Source organism: Streptococcus anginosus, from assembly GCF_001697145.1.
Lineage (GTDB): Bacteria > Bacillota > Bacilli > Lactobacillales > Streptococcaceae > Streptococcus > Streptococcus hominis.
The window spans coordinates 1,123,193-1,148,273 of record NZ_CP012719.1; the positions used below are offsets into that span (position 1 = coordinate 1,123,193).

A 25,081-nucleotide genomic window follows, 5' to 3' on the forward strand; every position below is an offset into this window, starting at 1 on the left:
TCTTCATTGATTGTTCTCTATAACATCTTATTATACCATTTCTTATGGTTATTTTAAATTAACAGCTTAAATATAAAAAGACCGTTGCACATGAACAACAATCTTTTTGTTTGTAAATTAAGCCTGTATCCGCCAGCTGGCAGCACTGCGTCTTTCCTGAATAAATCGGCTATATAAACCTCGTTTGGCAAGCAATTCTTGGTGCTTGCCTTGCTCAACTATACGACCTTGATTAAGAACAATAATTTGATCGGCATGCTCTACTGTTTTTAGCCGATGGGCAATCATGATAATGGTCTTATCGCGAGTCAGAGCTTGAATGGCCTGCATGAGGGCTTCTTCGTTTTCTGGGTCGACATTAGCAGTTGCTTCGTCCAAAATAATAATTGGAGCTTCCTTGATAATGGCACGAGCAATGGAAATCCGCTGCCGCTCCCCGCCTGAGAGACTGGCTCCGCCTTCACCAATCTTGGTCTGATAACCCTCTGGCAAAGACAGGATAAAGTCATGACAAGCAGCTTTTTTCGCAGCAGCTACAACTTCTTCATGACTGGCATCTGGTTTTCCAAATTTAATGTTATTTTCAATGGTATCTTCAAACAGATAAACCGTTTGAAAAACAAAGCTGAAATTACGAATAAGGCTGTCATAGCTGTATTCTTTTACATCATGACCATCTAAGCTGATGCTGCCACTCTCTACATCCCAGAAACGGGCAATGAGATTGCAAAGAGTTGTCTTTCCAGAACCAGAAGGCCCTACCAGAGCTGTCGTTGTCTTTTCTGGAATATCCAACGATACATCATCAATAATTTTCTTACTCTCATAGGAGAAACTGACATGATCCAGCTTGATATTGCTGGTTTTTGACTGCAAATCTTTTCCGCTAATATCCATTGGTTTAATCGACAAAACTTTATTGACCATATCAACCGATAAATCAACAATGCGAAGAAGAGAAGAAAAACTACCAACTCCGTCCAGACTTTCGTAAATCATAAAAGCACTAATGAGCATCATGATACAAATCAAAAGACTCATACTTCCTTGCAGGTAAAAATAAATGGAGAACAGCCCCATAATCGTTCCAGTCAGCTTGGTAATCATCCCTTGCAGAGCGATATAAGGCGAGGTAACCCAAGTCAGCTTTGTATCTAAATGCCTTTTATTCTCAATAGCACGCGATAGTTTTTTAGCCGATGATTGAACAATATTATAGTTCTTTACTTCCGCAATCCCTTGACTGTATTCTAGCACAACTGCTACCAAATCTGTATCAGCTTGTTGTTTAGCTTCTGACACATTTCCAGCTTGCCAACGCATCAATCCATTTGGCAAGAGAAACAGTATCAAGCCTGCCAACAAAATCAAACCAATTTTCCAATCGTAGATAAATACAAAAACCGTAATAGTTCCTGCTGTTAGGAATCCTTCCAGCGTCACCATGACAACCCGAGTAGCAACATCTGCTAGACTTTCAAGTGTATTGGTTGTAACGCTGGTGATTTGTCCCAGACTATTTTGATTAAAATACCCCATTGGCAGGTAGCGCATGTGTTCAGCAATTTCAATCCGCTTATGAGTACATGTATGATAGCCCGCTTCTGTCTGCAACATTGTAATTTTCAAGCTAATCCAAATGTTAAGAATAACAGACAAGAGCATAATTCCGAGAGAGAGCCATACAGTCTGCATAGAAACATCATTGTTAATGATAGCCATAACAACCAACCCAATAGCTGGAATCCGAAAAGCAATAATGAAAGCTTTTAGAACCCCTAAACAAACAGAAGTGTAGAATTTCTTGCGATCTTCTTCTGTACAAAAATCAAAGAATTTTTTCAATGTACTAAGCATCTGCCAATCCTCCTTCCGTCATTTTATCGCTATCTTTTACTGCTATATGAGCTTGCCACATAGAAGCATAAAGCGGACAAGTCTTCTGCAAATCTGCATGTTTTCCTTTTGCCTCAATACGTCCGTCATTAACTACGACAATCTGATCTGCACTTGCAATCGTTGAAAGACGGTGAGCAATGACCAGAAGCGTACGACCTTCTATCAAACGAGCTAAACTAGACTGAATGAGAGCTTCATTTTCAGGATCGGTATAAGCCGTTGCCTCATCCAAAATAATAACCGGTGCGTCTTTCAGCATAGCTCGTGCAATTGCAATCCGTTGTCGTTCTCCACCAGATAAATGATTACCACCAGTTCCAACACGGGTCTCAAAACCATTTTCTAAATTACTAATAAAATCATAGCAGCCGCACTTGCGAGCAATGTCAATCACTTCTTCATCCGAAGCAGCGGAATTACCCATACGAATATTTTCCATAATCGTTTCATCAAAAAGGTAATTATCCTGTGTGACATAGGCAATCTGACGACTGTAATAATCAAGAGGTAGGTTTTGAATGTCCACGCCACCAAAGGTAATACTACCAGAATTGACATCCCAGAAAGAAGCTAGAAGTTTAGCAATCGTAGATTTCCCTGAGCCAGAAGGGCCGACAAGAGCAGTTACTGTATCAGGCTCAATCGTTAAGGAAATACTATGCAATGCTTCTTCCTCATCTGAATAACCAAAACTAACATCTATCATTTGAAGTTCTGTTCCCTTTGGAATGTCCGTTAATTCTGTCGGACGAGGTAAATCAGGTTTTTCCAAAATAGCAATCACTTCACCAAAGATTGTCGCAATTTTCCGTAAATCATCCATATAGGAAGCCACTAAAATAAACGGCGTCAAAAGGCTAAGAGACAGAATGATTAGTAAAATAAAGTTACTAGCTGTTAGGCTACCTTGAAGGTAAAAGAGAGTTCCAAAAGGGAGTAAGAAAAGCAAACCGGACGGTAAGAAAGCTGTAACAATGCCCATTTCAACTACGCACTTGCGCATCCATTCAATAAAGCAATCAGCTCCTTCTTTGGCAGCCTTGACAAATTTATCGTAAGAAAATTTCTCTTTTCCAAAAACCTTGATGACTTCAATCCCATTGATGTATTCTACTGCTGTATCGTTGAGTTTCTTCGTTTTCTCAACTGTATTTTCAAAATCACCTTCGCTCTTGCGTAGCATATTCCCATAAGCTAAGATAACAATCGGGATTGTCAGAAGCGAAAGCATGGTTAGGCGCCAATCAATCACTAACATGGCAATTAAGATAATAAAGGGACCAAATAGCCCGGATGTAAACTCAGGAATTAAGTGTGCCAAAGTTACTTCTGTGGCATCCACTCGCTCAACAATGATATTTTTGTAAGTTCCAGAAGATTGACTTAAAACCGTTCCCAGAGGCAATTTGGCCAATTTCTCTGTCAGACGATAGCGCATTTCTGCTAAAATCTTAAAGGTTGCTGTATGAGACAAGAGCGTCGAAATCCCGTGAAATCCCCAATGTGCTATCCATGCCAGTCCTATCCAAATGGACTGAAGAACATAAAAATTCCAATCTCGATTGCCTTGTAAGAGCTGATTGATGATATTTCCTACAAAAAAATAAGGCAAAAATCCACACAAAACAGATAAAAAGGCAAAAACAAGACTAACAATAAAATAAAATTTGTGAAGAGAGACAAATTCCAGTATCCAAGATACAACCGACTTTTTCTTCATACAAATCCCTTCTTTCTCCTAGAAAACGAATAAAGAACCCTAGTCAAACAATTCATGATAGGCTAACAATGCTATGATTTAATTTATACTCATATTATAAATTCTGACAATTCTAATGTCAAACAAAAATAAAAGAGCGAGACAGAAATCAGTAGTTTCGTAGAAACTTGATTTCATCGTCCCACCTCCGCATAGCTCGAAAGGTTTGGGGAACCTTTCTAGGTTGGAATGAAGCTTAACGTCAAAAGGGTTGTAAAACTTGATTTATCAACATATTTGAGTCCACTCAGTAGTGATTGATTAGGCACTTTAGTGCCAATCAATTGTGCATGGGAAACTCTACATTGACGAAAGTCAATAGAGCTTCTCCAAACTACTGCGTCTTATAATTTTGACTATATAAACAAAGGAAGCTGAGCACTTTTGCCCCAACTTCATTGTAGCTTGAAAAAATAGACACTGCTATCAGTTTTTATATTTTTGTGCCATACGTTCAATCATTTCTGTTATTTGCTCACGAATCTTTGTTGGCTCTAGCACTTCCACATTGTCTCCAAAAGAGAGAATATAGCAGTACAGACTATAATCATTTGGAATTTCTATATCTACATACAAATTTCCTTGCTCATCTTCTTTGACTGGACAATCCAGTTCATCATATACTCTGAAAGCAGCTTTTTTATTAAATTTCAGCTTGACTCGTACGGCCTCTTCTGATCGCGCTTCTTTTTCCAAGCTCACATTGTCAAAGTTATCTGCAAAATGTTGTGGTAAAAGCTTTAGCTGGCTTATGCGAGAAAGTTTAAAATAACGAAAATCATTTCGTACTAAGCAAAATGCATGAAGATACCATGATTGTCCTTTAAAAAGCAGGCGAACTGGTTTTACTTGACGCTGGGTGCACTCTTCTTTGTTGCTAACATACGAAAAAGAAATCACTTGCTTACTGATGATTGCATTTTTCAAATTCTGAAACAGCTCTTCATATTTCTTGCCGTTGGACCAGCTAGTAAAATCTACTTCTATCCAGTTTGGTTGGTTCAATTGAAATAAAGTCGATAGTTTGGTCAAAAGCTCGTTTTCATGCAGAAGACCCGTAACCTCTAATCCTTGTAAGGCAACCAACAGTTGCTCTTTTTCTGATTGATTAAGCAAAGAACTATTTAGTACAAAATCCTCCGTCAGTCGAATGCCTCCGTCTCTGCCTTGCATGGTGTAGATTGGAATGCCCGCACTGCTAAGTCGGTCAACATCTCGATAAATCGTTCTAACAGATACTTCAAATTGTTCTGCCAGCTCCTTCGCTGTAACGTTATCTCTTTCTAAAAGAACATACACTATTCTAAATAATCTACTCTCTATCATAGACCGTGCCTTTCCATGAATACCTTATCTCAATTTCTCTAAAATCTTTTGAAAAGTCTCTTGATTGCTCTGCCAGTACAATATATCAGGCACATTTTTAACTTCTGTCCACATAAAATCAATGTGCTCATCAGAAATATGAATATCTTTTTGCTTTGTTTCCACAAGAAAAAGTGTTTTAAAAATGGTCAAGTCTTCATCAATAACAACTGTGTGATGACCGATTTGCAACAGTTCTGTTAGCTCGATTTCCAGTCCCGCTTCTTCAAAAATCTCACGAATACAAGCTATTTCAGGACTTTCATCACTTTCAATACCACCAGTAATCGGTTGCCAGAAAGAACGTTGTTCAATTTTAACTTTTAAGAGCAAAATTTCCTTAGCAATCGGGTTATAAATCCAGGCTTCAATGGAATATTTCATCGCAGTAGTCCCTTAGATTTCACTTTTTCTCAATTGGTGCAACACTTGCCAACAGTTTCTTTAATCCAACCTCTGGGAAATTGATTTTCAATTCTTGGCTACTGCCACTGCCTGACACTTCCAATACCGTTCCGTCCCCCCATTTTTTATGGTGAGCAATATCACCGATAGCCCAATCAATAGTCGGCTGATTAGCAGCTACATTCTTACCAAATGGCAACTGGCTCGAGGAAATGCTGCTCGGTGCAGCTTGCCGCTTGCGTTCCTGCAATGCTTGAGCGAGACTCATTCCTTGACCAAACTGAACAGCTTTGCCATTCACATAGGAAGCTTTAAAGGATGTATTAGCAGGTCGAGCCAAGCCTTGATAATCTAGCAAGCTTGAGTTAATTTCATTGAGAAAACGAGTTGGACGATTGTAATTGGTTTTTCCGTATAGCAGGCGCGAGTTTGCATTGGTTAGGAACAAGACTTTTTCAGCACGAGTAATTCCGACATAGGCTAATCGGCGCTCTTCCTCTAGCTCATCTTCATCTTCAGCCGCGCGACTAAGTGGGAAGACATTTTCTTCCATACCGATAATGAAAACCACTGGAAACTCTAATCCCTTGGCAGCATGTAGCGTCATAAGTGTCACTTCTGAGCTTTCCTGATCACCATCATCTGTATCCGCAATCAAAGCCAAATCATTGAGAAAACGGCTAAGTCTGTCCAAACCAGTTTCCTCAGTATCATTTTCTGGATTTTCGTCAAAATTCTTAGTAACAGAAAGAAATTCTTCGATATTTTCAATCCGAGCCTGACTTTCCAGCGTAGCTTGAGCTGCTAATTGCTCGGTGTAACCAGTCTTTTCAAGCACCAGCTCTACCACTTCTGTCACGGTCAACTCGTCCAATTGCTCGCGCAGATTCAAAATGAGATTGGCAAAGTCAAAAACAGCCTGAGCAGCTTTCCCCTTAACAGGTGAGAGCATAATCTGTGAAGAAGCATCCAAAAGAGACATCTCTTGACCAGCTGCAAAATTACGAATTTTCTCCACTGTACCCGGTCCGACACCCCGTTTAGGCTCATTCACAACACGCTCAAAACTGATGTTGTCGCTAGTATTAGCGATGAGATTGAGATAGCTGATGACATCTCGAATTTCCTTACGACTATAAAACTTAGTCCCCCCCACCATGGTGTAAGGAATATTAGCTTTTAGAAGAGCTTCCTCAATATTCCGAGATTGGGCGTTGGTTCGATAAAGAATAGCAAAATCCCGATAGACATAGTCAGATGTGCTAGATAGCTCATCAATGGTTTTAGCTACAAAGAGAGCTTCGTCTTGCTCATCATTAGCCCGATAATAAACAATATTTTCACCATCAGCATTTTGTGTCCAGAGATTCTTTGGACGGCGGTTGCGGTTGTTTTTGATAACATCATTAGCAGCTTGCAGAATGGTCTTAGTTGAGCGATAATTTTCCTCCAGAAGAACAACTTTAGCTTCAGGATAATCCTTTTCAAAGTCCAAGATATTCTGCATATCAGCACCTCGCCAGCCATAAATAGACTGGTCGGCATCTCCTACCACACAAATATTTTTAAAACGTGAAGCCAACAGTTTGACCAGTTGGTACTGAGCGTGGTTCGTATCTTGATACTCGTCCACATGGATGTATTGATAGCGCTGCTGGTAATAAGTCAACATATCTGGATTTTTATCAAAAAGCCGCAAGGTCAGCATGATTAAGTCATCAAAATCCATCGCCTCCGACTGGCGGAGTTCCTTTTGATACATTTCATAGCATTTCGCTACAATCTCTGTGTACATGTCTCCTGCTAAAGCTGCATAGGCCACTTCATCAATCAAATCATTTTTCGCATTGGAAATCGTCCCTAAAATAGCTCGTTCATTCCACTTTTTAGGATCTAAATTGAGCGTTTTAAGTATTCGTTTCATCAAAGTTCGCTGCTCGCCAGGATCGACAATCGTAAAATTGCGGTTATAGCCGATATGGTCAGCTTCCCGACGCAAAATCCGCACGCACATTGAGTGAAAAGTCGCAATCAAGCAATCCTCTGTTGCTGGATTGAGAGTGTAAGCACGCTCCTTCATCTCACGAGCTGCTTTATTGGTAAAGGTAATCGCTAAGATATTCCAAGGATTGACTAACTTTTCATCAATCAAATAAGCAATACGGTGAGTTAAAACACGGGTTTTCCCAGACCCAGCTCCTGCCATAATCAGTAAAGGTCCTTCCGTTGTTTGAACTGCCTCCGCCTGACGGTCATTCATACCAGTTAATAAGGGATTCATCTTTTTTCCTCTTTCAAAGTCAGTGATTCTATTATAACAAAAATCACTCATAAGCTAAACTAGAAAAGAAAATCTTTGCTTTAGTTCTTCCTCATAAAAGTTTGAAAAATCATTTAAAAAGCGTTATAATAAACATTCTGAAAGGAAAAAAGCATGAATAATCCAGCAAAAAATCTTAAACTCGCAGAGCGTGGTGCTATCTTAGCCATTCTAGCCTATATCGTTTTATCCATTGCTAAAATCATTGCCGGATCTGTCTTACAATCCTCTAGTTTGACAGCCGATGGTTTTAATAATGTTTCAGATATTGTTGCTAATATTGCCGTTTTAATAGGACTTCGTATGGCACGCAAGCCAGCTGACACGGACCACAAATTTGGTCACTGGAAAATTGAAGATTTAGCTAGCCTTATCACTTCTCTTATCATGTTTTTTGTCGGATTTGATGTTTTAATTGATACCGTTCAAAAAATCATCTCTAACCAAGAAACGACTATCGATCCCTTAGGCGCCATCGTCGGGATTATTTCCGCTTTGGTCATGACAGGAGTGTATTTTTACAATAAAGCCTTAGCAAAAAAAGCTCAGTCTAAAGCACTCGACGCAGCTGCCAAAGACAATTTATCTGATGCTATTACTTCGCTTGGTACAACCATTGCAATCATCGCAAGCGCCTTCAATTTCCCGATTGTAGATAAACTGGTCGCTATCGTCATTACCTTTTTCATCCTTAAAACGGCTTATGAAATTTTCATGGAATCTTCTTTTAGTCTATCAGACGGCTTTGATGAAAATCTTTTAAAAGAATACAAAGAAGCCATTTTAGAAATTCCTAAAATTTCCCGTGTTAAATCTCAAAGAGGGCGAACCTACGGTAGCAACATCTATCTTGACCTCATTTTAGAAATGAATCCCGACTTGTCTGTCTATGAAAGCCACGAAATTGCCGATCAGGTTGAAAATATGCTCAAAGAGCGCTTTGGTGTCTTTGATATTGACATCCACATTGAGCCTGCTCCTATCCCCGAAGATGAAATATTGGACAATGTTTATCGAAAGCTCTTTATGAGAGAGCAATTGGTTGATCAGGGAAGCCAATTAGAGGATTTACTAGCACCTGAATTTGTGTACATTTCTCAGGATGGCTGCCAAATGAACAAAGAGGAATTTCAAATCGAAAAAGGAAAACAATCTCCTATCAGAAATTTCCAATTAACTTCTATCAGCCAAAAAACCAAACTAATTTGCTACGAAGAAGACGGGATTATTCATACCAGCCTTTGGCGTCGTCACGAAACATGGCAGAATATTTTCCATCAGGAAACACGAAAAAACGAGAGCGAACAACAGTCGTAATGCCATAGAAACCGACTTTCTTATCTCGCTCCCACAAGGCTAATAAGGAATTTTGCTATAAAAATAAGGCTGAGATAAAAGTATTCTCAGCCTATAATTTTTAGGAATTTATCAGTAAAGCAAACTAATTTGGCCCTCATTTCTCACAATCAATAAATCATCAAACCCCAAGCCCTCACTAAGATGATACTCCTAGCGAAAACTTTGGGTTTTGTCTTTACTTCTTCTGTGGGTGATTGGGGCAACAATCAGATGTTCTCTCATTTTTTGACTTCATCTGCCACAATATCCTCACCAAACCACTTGTCTGCTATTTTTTGAAATTGACCTGTTTGATATAATTTTTTAAATGCTTGGTTTATATTTTCAACGAGCTGCTTATCCGTTTTTCTAGCGCCAACTGCAAATGATTCACTATCAAATCCGGCTGGGAAAACATAATAATCCTGCAAAATCCCCTCTTCTTTTAAATAATAATTGGCATAAACTCGGTCAATCAACAATCCATCAATCCGGCTATTTTGCAAATCAATCAACGCCTCTGTAAAACTTTGATATTGAGCAGCTTTGTGATTTTTAACTAGATTCTTCAAAAGCTCCGGATGAGCTTCAAACTCATCGTAACCCGAAGAACCCGTCTGAGCACCAAGAATTTTATCCTTCATGTCAGCTGTTTTTGCAATGTTCGATGATTTTTTAGTAACCAGTACTTGTTCATTTTTCATATAAGGAATGGTGAACTGTACTTTCTTTCGTCGCTCATCAGTTGCCGAATACCCATTCCAGATAAGATCAATCGTTCCATTTGTGAGCTCAGTTTCTTTCATGTCCCAATCAATCGGCTGCCAATTCACTTTTATCCCATATTCTTTAAAGACAGCATTTGCCAAATCAATATCAAAACCAACATATTGACCATTTTTTTGCTCAAATCCCATAGGAACAAATGTATTGTCAAAACCAATAGTAATGCTCTTTTTTTGTTGGTATTTTGACCAATTATCTACTTTAGGGTTGCTAACATTGCTACAAGCTGTAAGGAGCAAAAAAAGAATCAAACCACAGATCGCAAGAACATAACGTTTTATCTTCATATTCTCCTCCTATTTAGGCTGAACTTTAAGAATCGTATCTGCGATATTTTCCGCAAACTGCAAATCATGGGTCACTACAATTTGCGTCATTCCTAGCTCACGATTCTGAAGAATCAACTTTTCAACTTCAAGACGCAATTCCGGATCCAATGCGGAAGTTGGCTCATCATAACCGATAATTTCTGGGTCAATCATCATCGCACGAGCTAATGCTACACGTTGTTTTTGACCACCTGATAAAGAATAAGGATAAGCATTTACATGTTCTGCTAACCCCAATCGGTTCAATAAGCTAATTGCTTTCTTTTCTGCATCCTCTTTTGCGACATTTTTTGTTTTAATGGGTGATAAAGTTAAATTCTCAAGAACCGTTAAATGTGGAAATAGCTGAAAATCTTGAAACACAAATCCCAATAAATTACGTTTTTCAAGTTCATCCAAGGGCAGCTCTTCTCCATTATAAATAATGTCACCCGAATCAATTGTTTCCAAGCCAGCTAACATCCGCAATAATGTCGTTTTCCCGCCGCCAGACGGTCCTACAATGGCAAGGATTTGCTTTTCTGGCACCTTTAAATTCAAGTCGGAAATAATTTGCTTTTCGCCAAAACGTTTGCTAATATTCTTTAATTCTAACATAAGCGCCTCCTACTTATAGTAACTATATCTCTTTTCAACTTGCTTCGATACAATCGTCACAAGACCAATCAAGACAAGGTAAATAGCCCCTGCTATAAACATCGGTGCTAAACTCGCATCACGATTGGCTGCAGTCCGACTAGCCAAGATTAAGTCGGAAACACCAAGCGCATAAACAAGGGATGTATCTTTTACCAACGTCATCACTTCATTAAAGACACTCGGAAGCACCACTTTGACAACTTGCGGTAAAATAATAAACCGTATCGTTTGAAATGGTGTAAACTTCAAAACCTTAGCCGCCTCATATTGCCCTGCTGGAATAGATAAAATCCCACCACGGAAAATTTCGGCGAAATAAGCAGCATAATTTAGCGTGAATGCTATGATAGCCGCTGGAAGCCGATCCAAACGCACACCAATGCTTGGCAAAACATAATAAATAAAAATCAGTTGTAGCAAGAGAGGTGTACCGCGCATAATCCAAATATAAATATTTATAAGCCAATGAAGCAGTTTAAAGTGGACTTGCATTAAAAAGGAAATCACAATTCCAAGTGGTATGGATAAAACTAAGACTAAAACAAATACTTGTAAAGTCACCAATGCGCCATTCAATAAGCTTGGCAAAACTTCAAAAATATAGTTCATGCGTACACCTCCTAAATAAATATTTATCATTATATCAAAAATTTTTATATTTTCAACATCTTTTTGCAAATATATCCATAAATTTTTACTAAATATCGCAAAAACTTCATTTTTCAAAGAATAAAAAAACAAAATAGTTGAACTACTTTGTTTTAATAAATCCAAATTGATTAAGCGGGAGTACTCTAAATGAGATAACTCCTTTAATTTGTTTCTCTGTAATCAAGCCAAACTTCCGACTATCTTCCATATCTTGCCGATTATCATTCAGAATCAGATATGACTGCGCTGGAATTTTATTTTCATTCGATTTAGTTAATGTCTGAATGGTGAAATCATGAGTGAAATAACCTGTACTAGTAGCTTTTGCTAAGTATTCTTCCTTAGCCTTCGTTAAATAATCTTCTGACTTGATTTTATTATTTAAGTAAAGAACATCATCCATATAAACAACGGAGTCATTTCCTAGACCAATGACACGTCCGACATGCTCTTTTCCCTTCACCTCGTACAAGACAAAATCATCTCTTTTGATTTCTTCATTTTTATTGGCAACAACAACATCTTTATCTTGTAAAAAATGATTCGCATCTTTTACAGTAATCCTGTATGGTGTAAAAATAAAAATTCGCAAACAAGCAATGATTACCACAACAATAGATAAAAAAATAACATTCCTAATTAAATCTCTTTTAACCATAGTCTCTCCTCTTCTTCTACTCATTATATCATGTTTTCAGAAAATAAACAAAGGTAGGAAAGTCAACTGTTATCTCTGCTCCCATTTGCAACTAAAAAGCCTATCAATCAGATAATCGTTGGATTGATAGACTAGTTTTTTCTGAATGAGATAGATTACCGTACTGTACGGATACGCATTGTGTTTGTTCCACCAGTTCCGACTGGCACACCAGCTACAATCACAATATTGTCGCCAGATTCTACAAGACCACTTTCAAGAGCAACTTTTTCAGCAACTTCAAACATATCATCAGTAGATGCAGGTTTTTCAGTTACTACTGGAATAACACCCCAGTTCAACATCAATGAACGTTGTGTCAATTCATCGAATGTAATTGCCAAGATATCAGCATCTGGACGATACTTAGAAATCAAACGAGCTGTATTTCCTGATTCAGTCATTGTTACGACCAATTTGATGTCCATTGAGTTTGTAGCATCTTTAACAGCTGAAGCCACAACTTCTGTTTTAGAACTACGTGCGTAGTCAACTGATGACAAGCGTCCATACTCGTTCAATAGAGTTTGAGCGTTTTTATCAATTGTAGCCATTGTTGTTACAGATTCAAGTGGGTATTTACCATTTGCAGATTCACCTGAAAGCATTGTCGCATCTGTTCCATCAATAACAGCGTTAAATACGTCTGATACTTCTGAACGAGTCGCACGTGGTTTTTCAGTCATTGTTTCAAGCATGTTTGTTGCTGTGATCGCAATTTTACCAGCTGCATTGACTTTTGTGATAATCATTTTTTGGTAAACTGGAACCATTTCAAATGGTACTTCAATACCCATATCACCACGAGCAATCATGATACCGTCCGCTACTTCAAGGATTTCATCCAAGTTTTCGATACCTTGTTGGTTTTCGATTTTAGCGAACAATTTCACATGTCCATTACCAGTTTCTTCACAGATTGCGCGAACTTCGTTGACGTCTTTTGCAGTACGTACGAATGAAATAGCGATAAAGTTGATTCCTTGTTCAAGACCAAAACGAATATCGTCATTGTCACGTTCAGCAAGTGCTGGGAAAGGAATTTTTGTATTTGGAATATTAACACCTTTTTGTTTAGCGATAATACCGTCGTTTTCAACTTCTACTTCAAATTCACGTGTAGCAGGATCTTTTGCAATAACGCGAAGACCAAGTTTACCGTCATCAACAAGAACTTGTTTTCCAACTTCAACATCGTCATAGATATCAAGTGCACCTGCTACGTTCAAAGCAATAACTTCGCGAGTTGATTTGATACCTTGTTTAGTTGCAACACGGATTTTTTCACCTGTTTTGTAAGAATATTCTTTAGCATCGCCTTCAAATAATTCTGTACGGATTTCAGGACCTTTAGTGTCAAGAAGGTAACCAACTTTTTGACCAGCAATTTCTTCAGCACGATGAACAGTAGCCATACGGTCACCTTGCTCTGCGTGGTCACCATGTGAGAAGTTGAAACGGAAAGTGTTAGCTCCAGCTTCGATCAATTTAGCGATATTTTGCGCTGAAGCTTCAACGTCAAGTTTTTCGCCCCAATATCCGTCTTCACCGAATCTTTTACCACCACGGATTTCTACCGCAGGACCTAAAGTTGCAACGATTTTTACACGTTTATTCATGATATATGAAAACTCCTTTTTATTTAATGGTCTTTATGACCAGGATAACAAATTAAAATTACATTGAAATGCTACGGTTTAATTTAGCGAGATCAAGATCAGCTTTGTGTGGATTATTAACAATAATCTTGCCGTCTTCAGTTAAACTAAACAAAGCACCTTCTTCTGCTGTACCGAGGATTGGATTTTCAACCATTTGTTCGTTGCGAATACCAACTGCAACACCACCAATGCCCTTTTTAAGAAGGCTAACAGCATGAGCACCCATACGTGAAGCAAGAACACGGTCACGTGCAGTTGGTGAGCCACCACGTTGAATATGTCCAAGTTCGGTCACACGGAGGTCACTCACATCACCAGCTTCTTTCAATTTCTTGCCAAACTCATTCGCCGACATGACACCTTCTGCCAGAACGATAATGTTATGTTTCTTACCTTCTTCATAGCCACGTTTAATGCTAGCGACGATATCTTCAATCTTGAAGCCTTCTTCGGGAACGATGATTTCATCAGCTCCTGTGGCAATACCAGCCCAGAGAGCGATGTCTCCAGCATTGCGTCCCATTACTTCAACAACAAAAGTACGACGGTGACTAGATGATGTGTCACGAATCTTATCAATGGCGTCCATTGCAGTTGTTACAGCAGTATCAAAGCCGATTGTGAAGTCTGTACCAACAATATCATTGTCAATCGTACCAGGAAGTCCGACAGCTGGGAAACCATGTTCTGTCAAACGCATAGCACCATGGTAAGAACCGTCACCACCGATAACTACGACTCCTTCAATACCATGTTTTTTAAGTTGCTCAATCCCTTTTAATTGTCCTTCTAATTGGGCAAATTCTGGATAACGAGCTGAGTGAAGGAAAGTACCACCACGTGAAATAATATCTCCAACTGATGCAGCATCAAGTGGATAGATCTCACCAGCAACCATACCGGCATAACCGTCATAGATACCGTAAACTTCCATTCCTTCTGAAATTGCTTTACGAACAACTGCACGGATAGCAGCATTCATACCAGGGGCATCACCACCACTAGTCAAAACAGCAATACGTTTCATTCGTTTGTGCTCCTTTTTCTTTTTACATTCACCCTTGATTATACCACAATCAAAACCAAAATTCTTCTTTTTTCCTAATTTTTTATTGATAAATCGTTTTCATGGTTATTTTTTTCAATTCTTCTTGTAATTTCTCTGATTTTTGAACACGATATTGAGTAATTGCTACTGTTTTTCTTTCATTTTCATATCGAAGAACAACCGGAATATCTCCTCGAAATTGTCGTAAAATAGCAGATATTGCTGCATCGCTTTCATGATCTTCTACTTGTATCCAAAAACGTTCGGTGATAGCTTCCTGCAAATCATTTAAAATTAACTGCAAACGCTCCTCGCGTTTTTGAACCCGACCAGTCAGATAATAGAAACCTTTTTCATGCAAACCTTTGCTGAACTGTTTAAAAGCATCTGGAAAGACTGTTACCTCCATTTTTCTTTTAGCATCACTCACTTGTAAGAAGGCCATATTTTCACCCGTTTTGGTACGGATAACACGAATGGACAAAATCTCTACTAAAATCGTTGCATGATTGTTTTCAACCAAGTCTTGAATAGGGGTAAAGGCTTGAGTAGCAGATTTTGCAAGTTTTACCAAGGGATGCTCGCTCAAACCGATACCGATAATTTCTTTTTCTAACTCAAATTTTTCTGCTTCTGTATAATCCTCTGCTTCTGTCCAGCTATAATTTGTATCTGCAAAAAGACTGCCCAGCTCATCTGCAAAGACAAATAAGTTCGGAAGATTTTGTAGGATTTTTTGGCGATTCTTTTCAAATACATCAAACAAACCGACTTGTACCAAAGGGGTTATCAACTGAACCTTATGATATTGCGTTGGCAACTTCAAAATAAAATCTTCAACATTTGTAAATGGGCGGTTTTCAATAATCCAATAAGCAACATCACGTGGTAAACCTTTGATATTTTTTAACCCTAAATAAATCTGCTTGTCTTGAAACTTATCTCTATAAGGAATATTGTTGATATTTAAAGAAGCAACTTGGAAGTCGAATTCTAGCGCATCTGTGATGTAATCACTGCTTGAATAATTCAGCATAATATCAAAGAAAATATCAGGATAATGTGCCTTAAAATAAGCCAACTGAAAAGCAAGTGCAGAATAGGCATAAGCGTGACTACGGTTGAAGCCATAACCTGCAAACTTTTCCATAACTGCAAATACTTCTTTTGCTTTAGTTTCAGAATGCCCAAGTTCGAGAGCTCCTGTGACAAACTCTGCTTCCATTTTATGCATTTCAACAACATTTTTCTTACCCATAGCACGACGTAAAATGTCAGCTTTTCCGAGTGAAAAGCCCCCAAACCGTTGCGCTACTTGCATTACTTGCTCTTGATAAAGCATAATGCCGTAAGTTGGCGCCAAGATGTCTTCCAAACTTGAGTCCAGTATTTCTACTTTTTCTTGTCCATGCTTTCTTCTGACAAAATTATCTATATAGTCACTAGCTCCTGGACGATTGAGTGAGGTTGTTGCAACCACTTCTTCAAATTGAGTTGGCTGCACTCGTTTCAAAAGGTTAATGGCGCCTGCTTGCTCAAATTGAAAAATCCCTTTGGTTCTGCCAGCAGAAAAGAGCTGCAAGGTTGCTGTGTCTTCTAAGTTAATCTTTGCAATATCAATAGCGACACCGTATTTCTCCAAAGCTGCTTCTTTCATTCGTTGGACAAAGGTTAGATTGCGCAAGCCAAGGAAATCCATCTTGAGCAGACCGTTACTCTCAACACCATGCGCATCGTATTGCGTGATATACATATCTTCCCCATATTTAAGTGGAATGTGATCTGTCAGGTCATTGTCACTCATCACGACACCTGCTGCATGGATAGAGGTTTGACGAGGATTTCCTTCAATTCTTTTCGCAATTTCAAAAGCTTTTTGATATTCCAGCTTACTATTGATAATCTGACGGAAAGACATATTTTTTTCATAAGCAGATGTCAGATTATCACGGAAACTGATTTTACGGGTAATATTGGTCAATTCATACTCTGGAACACCGTAGCGTTTAAAAACATCACGAATCGCTTGCTTAGCTCCAAAGGTCGAATAGGTCACGATTTGAGCTGCATGCATGGTTCCATAACGATCGCGGACATAGCGGATAAATTCTGGACGATAGACATCAGGAATGTCAATATCAATATCGGGCATAGTATAACGTTCCACATTTAAAAAACGCTCAAAAAGGAGGTTCTTTTCGACAGGATCAATCCCTGTAATCTCTAGCGCATAGGCAACTAGGCTTCCAACGGCAGAACCACGTCCCATGCCCATATAATATCCCTGACTGCGACCAAAGCGCAATAAATCCCAGACAATCAAAAAGTAGTCGTCAAAACCCATTTGGTGGATGACAGACAGCTCTTGCTGCAATCGCTCTTTATAAACCAGACTATTCAGCCTTTTTTTCTCTAGCCCTGCTTCTGCTCGTTCTTGTAATTCTTCTATTGCTGGTCGTTCTGGATTAAAACGTGGTAATTTCAACTCTGTATTGATTTCGTAATGAATACCTGCAACTAGCTGCTTTAAATTATCCAGACTTTCTGGATAATTTTCTTGAAAGGATTGTGTGAATTGCTCAGGTGATAAGAGGTAGTCGTGATTTGGCAAATTTCCAACTTCCCGCAAGCTACTATTTTCACGAATGGCACATAACATTTGCAAGGTTTCTAAATCCCCTGTATCAAAATAGCGAACTGTCTGCAAAGGCAAGGTTGCATGAGGAAACGCCTGCTTAGGAGTGTCAGGAAATACGCCAATATAAAACTCTCTTCCCAAGTCTAAGGCTTCAATGCCCTCAAACACAGGCACAATAACCGCTATTCCTTCCAATAAATGCTGAAATTCTTCCCACTTGCTTTTTCTTATCATTTTTAAAGTAGAAAGTTTCATTAAATTGCGATACCCTTGACTATCAAGAGCTAGAAAGCGAAGATTAAGAGGAAGTCCAGCGTAATCCAAGGTCATTTCCACGCCTAAAAGCGGCTGAATTCCTTGCTCGATCGCCGTTTCCATGAAATGATAAACTCCATAGAGATTGTCAATGTCCATTATCCCTAGAGTTTGATAGCCTAAATTTTTAGCTGTTTCTACATATTTTTTTATAGAAATCAAACTATCCATAAATGTATAAACAGTTTTGGTATCTAATTGAGCAACCACGGCATCCTCCTTTGATTCTTCTTTTTTCTATTATACTAAATTTCTGGCTTGCTTGCTAAAGAAAAAATAATAGAAGTTTTTTCTAAAGGCTTGCTATTTTTTAAAAAACACTGTATTATTTAATTAGTACAAAGATACAGAAGAAAGGAGAAATCATGAGTTGGACTTTTGATAATAATCTGCCCATTTATTTACAAATCATGGACAGGATAAAATTACAAATCATCTCCAATCAACTGCAAGCTGGCGAAAAGCTACCTGCCGTCAGAGAATTGGCTGCTGAAGCGGGGGTCAATCCCAATACAATCCAGCGTGCTTTATCTGACTTGGAAAAAGAAGGATTTGTCTATTCTCAACGAACATCAGGACGTTTCGTCACAGATAATCGCGACTTGATTTTACAAGCAAGACAAAAACTTTCTGAGGAGGAAGTGAAAAATTTTGTAAACAATATGACTCGCTTTGGCTATCACAAAGAAGAACTACCAACTATCATTGCAGATTATATAAAAGGAGTTTAGGAAATGGTATTACTTGCATTTGAAAATGTCTCAAAATCATACGGCAGCACACCCGCTTTAGAACACATCAATTTTGAAATTGAAGCCGGAAAAATTATCGGCTTACTTGGTCCAAATGGCTCTGGAAAAACAACCATGATAAAACTAATCAATGGACTGCTTCAACCCAATGACGGAAAAATCCTCATCAATGGACTTCAACCGTCTTCAGAAACCAAGAAAATCGTATCTTATTTACCAGATACGACTTACCTAAATGAAAATATGAAAGTCAAAGATGCTTTGCAGTATTTTCAATCTTTCTATGCAGACTTTGAAATAGAGCGTGCACAGGCACTCTTGCAAGATCTTCATATTGACGAAAATCTGGCATTCAAAAAATTGTCTAAAGGAAACAAGGAAAAAGTTCAGCTGATTTTAGTCATGAGCCGCCAAGCCAAACTGTATGTTCTGGATGAACCTATTGGAGGGGTTGACCCAGCAGCGCGAGACTACATTCTAAAGACGATTATCAACAATTACTCACCTAGCGCTTCTGTTCTCATTTCAACACATTTGATTTCAGATATTGAACCAATCCTAGATGAAATCATCTTTATTGAGAATGGCAAGATTGTTCGACAAGGGAATGTAGATGATATTCGCTATGAGTCTGGTGAATCTATTGACCAGCTCTTCCGCCAAGAATTTAAGGCTTAGAACAAAGGGGATTGACTATGTTTTGGAATTTATTAAAATACGAATTTAAAAATGTGAACAAGTGGTATTTAGGTTTATACGGAATCGTACTGTTTTTATCCGCTAGCATCGGACTTTGGCTTAGACAGTTGGCAAATGGAAGGAACTTTTTCGACCGTTTGCAGTCTTCTACTAATGAAGCAGGGAGTATGACAAGTACTTTCTTCGGTTTTACAATGCTGATTTTCTCAGGCCTCCTTGTGGCACTTGCAATTTCAACACTCTTTCTGATTATTCGTCGTTTTAAAAATAGTGTTTATGAAAGAGAAGGATATCTAACGCTCACCTTACCAGTTAATGAACACCAAATTATTCTCTCAAAATTGCTCGGTGCTGTTATATGGACGATTCTTAGCACACTTGCATTATTTCTTAGCTTTGGAATCATTGTTCTTATCGTAGGAATAGCTTCTCATACACAGTTTGAAATGGGAACATTTGTGCAATTACTCGGCAAGCATTTTTGGGAATTTGCTAGTGAACTATTGAAATCATTTGGATACTATCTTGTAGTTCTCATTCCAAATATCCTATTGATTTATCTTTCTATCTCTATCGGTCAACTTTTCCAAGACCACCGCGCCGCTATAGCCTTTCTAGCCTATTTTGGAATTCAATTTGCTCTGATTATCGCTGCTAATCTATATGTTTCAGCCTTCCCATCACTTTCAACTTCTTTAGGTAGTTTGAGCGGAGTCATAGCCTATCTTCTTTTAGGGCTTATCTACTATGCCGGAACGTATTATATCCTCAAAAATAAAGTGAATTTGCAGTAGGTAACACAAGCTAATAGCAATACTTATATAAACAATAAAGTCATGAGATCCATCTTACTCATGACTTTTTTATTATGCGACTTTCAGTCCGTCTCGCAGCCTTTGGTGCGAGACAAATAAATAGTTCATCTAAAATTTAGTTTGAAAATTCATCTTTTTCTATCAGATAATCATAAATTTCCTGCACCGTTCCTAGAGCCATAAGCTCCTGCTCTTTGACTGTTTTCTTCAGTTCTTGATAAATATGGCTGTTTTCAATAGCCTTTTTTTCTGCTTTTTTGTTTACCTGCATCACTCCATCTTGAATTGTCACAAAGTTCAGCTCTTCAAATATCTGAATCATTTTGATGAGTAGGATGGAGTCAATCTTGAGATAAGCTGCTAATTCTTTGAGCTTATAACGAATGTCAAACTCTGGAAACTGATAAATTGTTTTATAGAGTTTTGCAAACTGGTCTCTCGTTCCGAAACCTGTCAGATAATAAGGCTGAGCAATCTCATTTTTAAAGTAAATTGCTTCAAAATGTCCTTGCTGAATGATTGCTTTGAGCTGATTTAGGCGTTCAGGCAAGTCATACACGACAATTGCTCTGCTCTTTTCCAAATTAGGCATTTCTTCTGAAAAACGCAGGACGGGCACATTTTCAGGCAAAGGAGCATTTTTACCTCGAATATTAAAGAGCTGAATTCCGTTGACTCGAGCGTCTACCAACATAAGTTGCAGACTAGTCTGACCATTCCATTTATTGACCGACAGAGTAACCGCCAGCTCTAAATTTTTAGTTTGGGAAAATTCTGTCGCAAGATCACCCAGACCAAAAGCCACTACCTCAAAAACTGCGTCAGCCTGAGAAACTTTCAGCTTAAGGTGAGTATTTCCCGCCCCCATAGTGCGGGCATTTTCAACCTTAAAATCTTTCAAATAAAAAACAGGCTTTTTATTGTCCATGCCAAAAGGAGCTAACTTTTCAAAGTTTTTGAGGGTCTCTAGTGTCAAATCTGGCAAAGATAATTCCTCATCCAAAAAGAGCTCATTCTTAGTGGACAAATCCACTTGATTATCTTCAATATATGCTACCAAAACCTGACTGAGTGCTTCTAACTTGCTGGCCTCTAGAGTCATACCAGCTGCCCCTGCATGCCCACCAAAAGCCACAAATAAATCTCGATGAGGGTCTAACGCTTCAAAAATATCAACTGCTTCAATGCTGCGGGCGCTGCCTTTTGCCAAATCATTTTCAATATTCAAGACAATGACTGGCTGGTGTAATTCTTCCAAAAGCCGACCTGCCACAATTCCCAAGACGCCTGGATTCCAACCTTTGCCGGCTAGAACCTGAACAGGTTTATTGGGATCAACCATGGTTTTTGCTTCATCATAGATCTTCTGAACAATCTCCTTGCGCTCTTCATTTTTCTGGTTAATCATCAGGGCAATATCACGCGCTTCTTCTTCATCAAAACCCGTCAGAAGTTCAATAGCAGGATTTGGATCATCAAGTCGACCTAGAGCATTGAGCCTAGGGGCTATCTGGAAACCAACTGTTTCTTCGTTCAGCTCGTCAGACTGTATGCCTGCTATTTTGAAAAGTTCCTGCAAACCGATGCGCTGGGTATTTTTCAAAATAGATAAGCCATATTTAACTAAAATGCGATTTTCATCCGTTAGGCTGACCATATCTGCGATAGTTCCAATAGCGACTAGATCTAGCAACTCTACTTGTACTTCCTCTAAAAGAGCAGTCGCTAACTTAAAAGCTACACCGCAACCAGCTAAATGCTGAAAAGGATAATCAGCTTCCGGATGTTCTGGGTGAATAATTGCATAAGCATCAGGAAGTACCTCTGGCATAGAATGGTGATCCGTCACAATCACATCCACTCCCATAGACTGAGCTAGTTCGATTGCTTCATGTCCTGCAACTCCATTATCCACTGTAACGATGAGTGAAACTCCCTGATTTTCAATAAAATACTTGTAAACACTCGCATTAGGACCATAACCGTCTGTAAATCGATTGGGCAAATAGACCTGACACTCTGCTCCAAGTTGTTCTAGTGCTTCTTTAACAATAGAAGCCGAAGTCATGCCATCCGCATCATAATCGCCATAAATCAAGATCTGCTCATAATTTTCAATCGCTTGACGAATGCGCGTCACTGCCTTATCCATATCATGCAATTCATAAGGATCATGCAGCTGGTCCAAACTAGGCTCTAGAAAATCTCGCAGTGCTTCTTCTGTCTGGATTCCTCTCTGGTAAACCAGATTAGCTACCGAAGCCTCCAAGCCAAGTTTTTTAGCTTTTTTAATAAAACCCTCATCTGAAAAATTTGTGGCAATCTGCCAATCATATTTTGATGTAATCATGCTTTTATCTTTCTGTTGCAATATAACATCTATTATAACACGAAAAGACTAGCTTTCACTAGCCCAAACCTCCAATTTTATACACAAGCATTTATCTAATAGCTTTTACCTCTATAAATCAAACCCGTACAATTCAAATCTGACAATTCTCGAAATCCTAAAGAGTGATAAAAAGCTAAATTTTTATCTGATTGCTCTGTTGCTAGCTGAATCTGGTAAACATCTGCAAACGTCTCCAGCGTTTGTCGAACCAATTCTCGACCGATACCCTGGCGCTGATAAGATGGTAAAACTAACAAATCCTGAATGAAAACACTAGAAAATCCGTCTCCGACTGCTCGAAGGAGACCAACTAGCTGTTCTCCATCATAGGCTGATACAGTAAATAGTGAGTGCTGAAATGCTTGTTCTAACATATCTGACCGTTCTGTATAGTTGGTCCAGCTAACAGATTGATAAAGTGGAAGTAAGTCTTCAATTGCAATTTGTCTATTTGCAAAATAACGAATCATTCTTGCCTCCTTTTTGTAGCCAAATATGCTGAAAAGCCGCAATATCTCGATAAGGAGACTGTTGGCAAACTACAAGCTCTACCTCCAGCATCTTTTCCCGCCAGTCATTAGCAGTCTTCACTGCATTGTCTTGCAAGCCATAGAAAATTCGGATTCCTTGATAGTCCTGAACAGTCAGTTCAGTGTCAGCTTTTTGTAATAAGTCTGCTATTTCATAATAGGTTGCTTGCCCCATTGTATGTGATTGATAGGATTTACCTGATAATAAATCCAATGCTAAATTTGTATCATTTGCAAACACAACCGTCTGCATGATTCGCCCCACTTCATTGTGCTTGACAAGAGAAATCTGTCCACCCTTTTTCAGCAATCTGCTAAATTCAGCTAGGTAAAGAGCTGGCTCATCCACATACTCCAGAACATTGTGGCAAACGATAAGGTCAAAACGAGCACTTGGAATTTCCTTCAACATTCCCAAACTTCCTTGCAGTTGATGATAATGAAAATTCTGCTTCCGCTCTGCAATCATCTCGTCATTTGGCTCTATGGCTGTTACCTGATTATTTTGTGCTAAAAAATCTGCTACCAAGCCAAAACCACTACCGAAATCCAGTACTTCCTTATTCTTTATATGTGCTAGCTGAGCAAAGAGAATATCATAATAAAGCTTACCCCAAGGTTGGTTTAAAAATTCTTTGTAAGCTGTCACATCCATAAAATTCTCCTACTTATAATTAAACATTTTACTAGCTAGTTTATCACCAATATTTGGAAAAAGCGTATAAAGTTTGTGGGCTGCTTTCAGAGCGAAAGGCATCGTCAGCTCCCGTTTCTTCTTTCCAAAATTGTCCACAATTTGCTTAGCAACGACATCCGCTTCTAAAATATACTTATCAACTGCCTTAACATAACTACCGTCAGGGTCAGCTTTGTCAAAGAAAGCCGTCTTAATTGGTCCCGGATTAACGGTGGTCACATAGACATTGTAAGGCATGAGCTCTAAGCGCAAAGCATTAGAAAAGCCAATTCCAGCAAACTTGGTAGCCGAGTAAAGACTGGATTTGGCACTGGCAATCAACCCAGCTGTACTAACAAGATTGACAATATGCCCATGACCCGCTTGCTTCATCTGCTCTCCGAAAAGACGAGACAGATTCATAAGAGCAAACGTATTGACCTCAAACATGGCATGAATATCTTCGTTGCTAATCTTGTCAAATTCCTCAAAAATCCCGTAACCAGCATTGTTGACTAGAACATCCACCTGAGCATACTTCTGGTAAATTTCTTCAGTAAAAGCTTCTAAAGCTTTGTAATCCGTAATATCCAACTCAACGAATTCACAATGCGCATGATTTGAATAAAGTTTTGTTAATTTTTCCCGACTGCGTCCCACTAAAATCAGCTGGTCATTTGGCAACAGCTTCACCATTTCCTGAGCCACACCGCCACTAGCCCCTGTAATAACGATTGTTCGCATGTGTTCTCCTTATTTTTCTTCTAAAAAATCCGTTTGGTTTTCAACCTCAAAAACAAGCGTTTTTGTATTCAATAGACTAATGCTGCAATGTTTGACGTGAAATAGATTGCTTTTATTCGTCCATTCTATTTGGTTCACTAAATGATAGATAATGTTGATCACTCCACCATGTGTGACTACAATTTGTGTCTCATCTGAATCATCATTTTCCTGCAAGAAGCGTTGAAACCAAGTTTTTATCCGTTGATAAAATTCTCTCGGACTTTCTCCATTTGGATAATGTTCGTCCATTGCAAGACTTCTAAAATAAAGACGAGGAAATTTTTGATCAGCCTCGCTATTTAACATTCCTGCCAAATCGCCATTATTCGTTTCTCGTAAGGCGCTTTCTTTCTTCAATGGCAGTTGAAGTGTCTCTGCTAAAATTGTTGCAGTTGTTTCGGCTCTTTTTAAATCACTCGTAATCATTTTTGTAAAATGGTAGTCTTCTTTGTATCGGACTAAGTAATCCGCCAACTCTTCTGCTTCCCTTTTTCCCTCAGGAAGCAAATCGAGCTGACTCCAGCCACCTCTGTGTTGATCAGAATCTTTCCCATGTCTGACAAATAATAGATTCATGAATT

The 25,081-nt window shown here is 38.7% G+C and carries 21 protein-coding genes; 4 read left to right on the top strand and 17 right to left on the bottom strand.

Annotation, left to right across the window (positions count from 1 at the left end):
- Nucleotides 1-117 precede the first annotated feature (117 nt).
- From SanJ4206_RS05525 to pcrA, 5 genes are all read right to left on the bottom strand, one after another.
- Nucleotides 118-1,857, bottom strand: coding sequence for an ABC transporter ATP-binding protein (locus SanJ4206_RS05525; protein WP_003029296.1), 1,740 nt, complete (start codon nt 1,855-1,857; stop codon nt 118-120).
- Nucleotides 1,850-3,619: an ABC transporter ATP-binding protein gene (locus SanJ4206_RS05530; RefSeq protein WP_003029294.1), complete on the bottom strand. Its 1,770-nt coding sequence runs from the start codon at nt 3,617-3,619 to the stop codon at nt 1,850-1,852. Before SanJ4206_RS05530 ends, SanJ4206_RS05525 begins: the two co-directional genes overlap by 8 nt.
- A gap of 465 nt (nt 3,620-4,084) precedes the next feature.
- On the bottom strand, nt 4,085-4,984 hold the full coding sequence (locus SanJ4206_RS05535) for a helix-turn-helix transcriptional regulator (RefSeq protein ID WP_022524998.1): 900 nt from the start codon (nt 4,982-4,984) through the stop codon (nt 4,085-4,087).
- A gap of 24 nt (nt 4,985-5,008) precedes the next feature.
- Complete coding sequence (locus SanJ4206_RS05540) at nt 5,009-5,407, bottom strand: NUDIX domain-containing protein (protein ID WP_003029288.1); 399 nt, start codon at nt 5,405-5,407, stop codon at nt 5,009-5,011.
- A gap of 19 nt (nt 5,408-5,426) precedes the next feature.
- A complete protein-coding gene (gene pcrA / locus SanJ4206_RS05545; RefSeq protein WP_022524999.1) occupies nt 5,427-7,709 on the bottom strand; it encodes a DNA helicase PcrA in 2,283 nt (760 codons plus the stop codon).
- Nucleotides 7,710-7,862: 153 nt separating this feature from the next.
- Here pcrA and SanJ4206_RS05550 point away from each other — a divergent pair, with 153 nt between their 5' ends.
- Entirely contained in the window at nt 7,863-9,065 is a 1,203-nt protein-coding gene (locus SanJ4206_RS05550) for a cation diffusion facilitator family transporter (RefSeq protein ID WP_022525000.1), read from the top strand.
- Between the two features lie 260 nt (nt 9,066-9,325).
- Here the strand turns inward: SanJ4206_RS05550 and SanJ4206_RS05555 are convergent, their stop codons facing one another.
- The 7 genes from SanJ4206_RS05555 to SanJ4206_RS05585 form a co-directional block, all read right to left on the bottom strand.
- Nucleotides 9,326-10,159: an amino acid ABC transporter substrate-binding protein gene (locus SanJ4206_RS05555; RefSeq protein ID WP_003029282.1), complete on the bottom strand. Its 834-nt coding sequence runs from the start codon at nt 10,157-10,159 to the stop codon at nt 9,326-9,328.
- Nucleotides 10,160-10,168: 9 nt separating this feature from the next.
- Nucleotides 10,169-10,798 (bottom strand): amino acid ABC transporter ATP-binding protein, encoded by a 630-nt coding sequence (locus SanJ4206_RS05560; RefSeq protein WP_003029281.1) that lies wholly within the window; start codon nt 10,796-10,798, stop codon nt 10,169-10,171.
- Between the two features lie 9 nt (nt 10,799-10,807).
- The gene (locus tag SanJ4206_RS05565) at nt 10,808-11,449 is read right to left on the bottom strand and encodes an amino acid ABC transporter permease (protein ID WP_003042803.1); all 642 of its coding nucleotides are present in this window, start codon (nt 11,447-11,449) and stop codon (nt 10,808-10,810) included.
- A gap of 142 nt (nt 11,450-11,591) precedes the next feature.
- A complete protein-coding gene (gene lepB / locus SanJ4206_RS05570) occupies nt 11,592-12,149 on the bottom strand; it encodes a signal peptidase I (protein ID WP_037582678.1) in 558 nt (185 codons plus the stop codon).
- Nucleotides 12,150-12,304: 155 nt separating this feature from the next.
- Complete coding sequence (gene pyk, locus SanJ4206_RS05575) at nt 12,305-13,807, bottom strand: pyruvate kinase (protein WP_003024114.1); 1,503 nt, start codon at nt 13,805-13,807, stop codon at nt 12,305-12,307.
- Nucleotides 13,808-13,865: 58 nt separating this feature from the next.
- The gene (gene pfkA / locus SanJ4206_RS05580; protein ID WP_003042339.1) at nt 13,866-14,876 is read right to left on the bottom strand and encodes a 6-phosphofructokinase; all 1,011 of its coding nucleotides are present in this window, start codon (nt 14,874-14,876) and stop codon (nt 13,866-13,868) included.
- 82 nt (nt 14,877-14,958) lie between these two features.
- Nucleotides 14,959-18,060, bottom strand: a complete 3,102-nt coding sequence (locus SanJ4206_RS05585) for a DNA polymerase III subunit alpha (protein ID WP_003029272.1) — start codon at nt 18,058-18,060, stop codon at nt 14,959-14,961.
- Between the two features lie 155 nt (nt 18,061-18,215).
- Between SanJ4206_RS05585 and SanJ4206_RS05590 the strand changes: the two genes are divergently transcribed.
- From SanJ4206_RS05590 to SanJ4206_RS05600, 3 genes are read left to right on the top strand one after another with little or no spacing between them, the layout of a single operon-like run.
- A complete protein-coding gene (locus SanJ4206_RS05590; RefSeq protein ID WP_003029270.1) occupies nt 18,216-18,581 on the top strand; it encodes a GntR family transcriptional regulator in 366 nt (121 codons plus the stop codon).
- A 3-nt stretch (nt 18,582-18,584) separates the two neighbouring features.
- Entirely contained in the window at nt 18,585-19,280 is a 696-nt protein-coding gene (locus tag SanJ4206_RS05595) for an ABC transporter ATP-binding protein (protein ID WP_003029268.1), read from the top strand.
- Nucleotides 19,281-19,297: 17 nt separating this feature from the next.
- Nucleotides 19,298-20,095 (top strand): hypothetical protein, encoded by a 798-nt coding sequence (locus tag SanJ4206_RS05600; RefSeq protein ID WP_003029266.1) that lies wholly within the window; start codon nt 19,298-19,300, stop codon nt 20,093-20,095.
- Between the two features lie 136 nt (nt 20,096-20,231).
- Here the strand turns inward: SanJ4206_RS05600 and recJ are convergent, their stop codons facing one another.
- The 5 genes from recJ to SanJ4206_RS05625 form a co-directional block, all read right to left on the bottom strand.
- A complete protein-coding gene (gene recJ, locus SanJ4206_RS05605; protein ID WP_003029265.1) occupies nt 20,232-22,466 on the bottom strand; it encodes a single-stranded-DNA-specific exonuclease RecJ in 2,235 nt (744 codons plus the stop codon).
- Between the two features lie 95 nt (nt 22,467-22,561).
- Nucleotides 22,562-22,978 carry a GNAT family N-acetyltransferase gene (locus SanJ4206_RS05610; protein ID WP_003029263.1) on the bottom strand — a complete coding sequence of 139 codons (417 nt, stop codon included), beginning with the start codon at nt 22,976-22,978 and terminating at the stop codon, nt 22,562-22,564.
- Nucleotides 22,956-23,693 carry a class I SAM-dependent methyltransferase gene (locus SanJ4206_RS05615; RefSeq protein WP_003029260.1) on the bottom strand — a complete coding sequence of 246 codons (738 nt, stop codon included), beginning with the start codon at nt 23,691-23,693 and terminating at the stop codon, nt 22,956-22,958. Before SanJ4206_RS05615 ends, SanJ4206_RS05610 begins: the two co-directional genes overlap by 23 nt.
- Nucleotides 23,694-23,702: 9 nt before the next feature.
- Nucleotides 23,703-24,458, bottom strand: coding sequence for an SDR family NAD(P)-dependent oxidoreductase (locus SanJ4206_RS05620; RefSeq protein WP_003029258.1), 756 nt, complete (start codon nt 24,456-24,458; stop codon nt 23,703-23,705).
- A 9-nt stretch (nt 24,459-24,467) separates the two neighbouring features.
- Nucleotides 24,468-25,076 (bottom strand): histidine phosphatase family protein, encoded by a 609-nt coding sequence (locus SanJ4206_RS05625; RefSeq protein WP_003029255.1) that lies wholly within the window; start codon nt 25,074-25,076, stop codon nt 24,468-24,470.
- Between the last annotated feature and the right edge of the window lie 5 nt (nt 25,077-25,081).

Bases quoted from the DNA above. Each gene is read 5' to 3' on its own strand.
- recJ (WP_003029265.1), bottom strand. From the start codon at position 22,466: ATGATTACATCAAAATATGATTGGCAGATTGCCACAAATTTTTCAGAT.
- SanJ4206_RS05600 (WP_003029266.1), top strand. From the start codon at position 19,298: ATGTTTTGGAATTTATTAAAATACGAATTTAAAAATGTGAACAAGTGG.
- SanJ4206_RS05555 (WP_003029282.1), bottom strand. From the start codon at position 10,159: ATGAAGATAAAACGTTATGTTCTTGCGATCTGTGGTTTGATTCTTTTT.
- SanJ4206_RS05535 (WP_022524998.1), bottom strand. From the start codon at position 4,984: ATGATAGAGAGTAGATTATTTAGAATAGTGTATGTTCTTTTAGAAAGA.
- SanJ4206_RS05620 (WP_003029258.1), bottom strand. From the start codon at position 24,458: ATGCGAACAATCGTTATTACAGGGGCTAGTGGCGGTGTGGCTCAGGAA.
- pfkA (WP_003042339.1), bottom strand. From the start codon at position 14,876: ATGAAACGTATTGCTGTTTTGACTAGTGGTGGTGATGCCCCTGGTATG.
- SanJ4206_RS05610 (WP_003029263.1), bottom strand. From the start codon at position 22,978: ATGATTCGTTATTTTGCAAATAGACAAATTGCAATTGAAGACTTACTT.
- SanJ4206_RS05550 (WP_022525000.1), top strand. From the start codon at position 7,863: ATGAATAATCCAGCAAAAAATCTTAAACTCGCAGAGCGTGGTGCTATC.
- SanJ4206_RS05615 (WP_003029260.1), bottom strand. From the start codon at position 23,693: ATGGATGTGACAGCTTACAAAGAATTTTTAAACCAACCTTGGGGTAAG.
- SanJ4206_RS05530 (WP_003029294.1), bottom strand. From the start codon at position 3,619: ATGAAGAAAAAGTCGGTTGTATCTTGGATACTGGAATTTGTCTCTCTT.
- SanJ4206_RS05560 (WP_003029281.1), bottom strand. From the start codon at position 10,798: ATGTTAGAATTAAAGAATATTAGCAAACGTTTTGGCGAAAAGCAAATT.
- SanJ4206_RS05595 (WP_003029268.1), top strand. From the start codon at position 18,585: ATGGTATTACTTGCATTTGAAAATGTCTCAAAATCATACGGCAGCACA.
- SanJ4206_RS05525 (WP_003029296.1), bottom strand. From the start codon at position 1,857: ATGCTTAGTACATTGAAAAAATTCTTTGATTTTTGTACAGAAGAAGAT.
- lepB (WP_037582678.1), bottom strand. From the start codon at position 12,149: ATGGTTAAAAGAGATTTAATTAGGAATGTTATTTTTTTATCTATTGTT.
- SanJ4206_RS05625 (WP_003029255.1), bottom strand. From the start codon at position 25,076: ATGAATCTATTATTTGTCAGACATGGGAAAGATTCTGATCAACACAGA.
- pyk (WP_003024114.1), bottom strand. From the start codon at position 13,807: ATGAATAAACGTGTAAAAATCGTTGCAACTTTAGGTCCTGCGGTAGAA.
- pcrA (WP_022524999.1), bottom strand. From the start codon at position 7,709: ATGAATCCCTTATTAACTGGTATGAATGACCGTCAGGCGGAGGCAGTT.
- SanJ4206_RS05540 (WP_003029288.1), bottom strand. From the start codon at position 5,407: ATGAAATATTCCATTGAAGCCTGGATTTATAACCCGATTGCTAAGGAA.
- SanJ4206_RS05590 (WP_003029270.1), top strand. From the start codon at position 18,216: ATGAGTTGGACTTTTGATAATAATCTGCCCATTTATTTACAAATCATG.
- SanJ4206_RS05565 (WP_003042803.1), bottom strand. From the start codon at position 11,449: ATGAACTATATTTTTGAAGTTTTGCCAAGCTTATTGAATGGCGCATTG.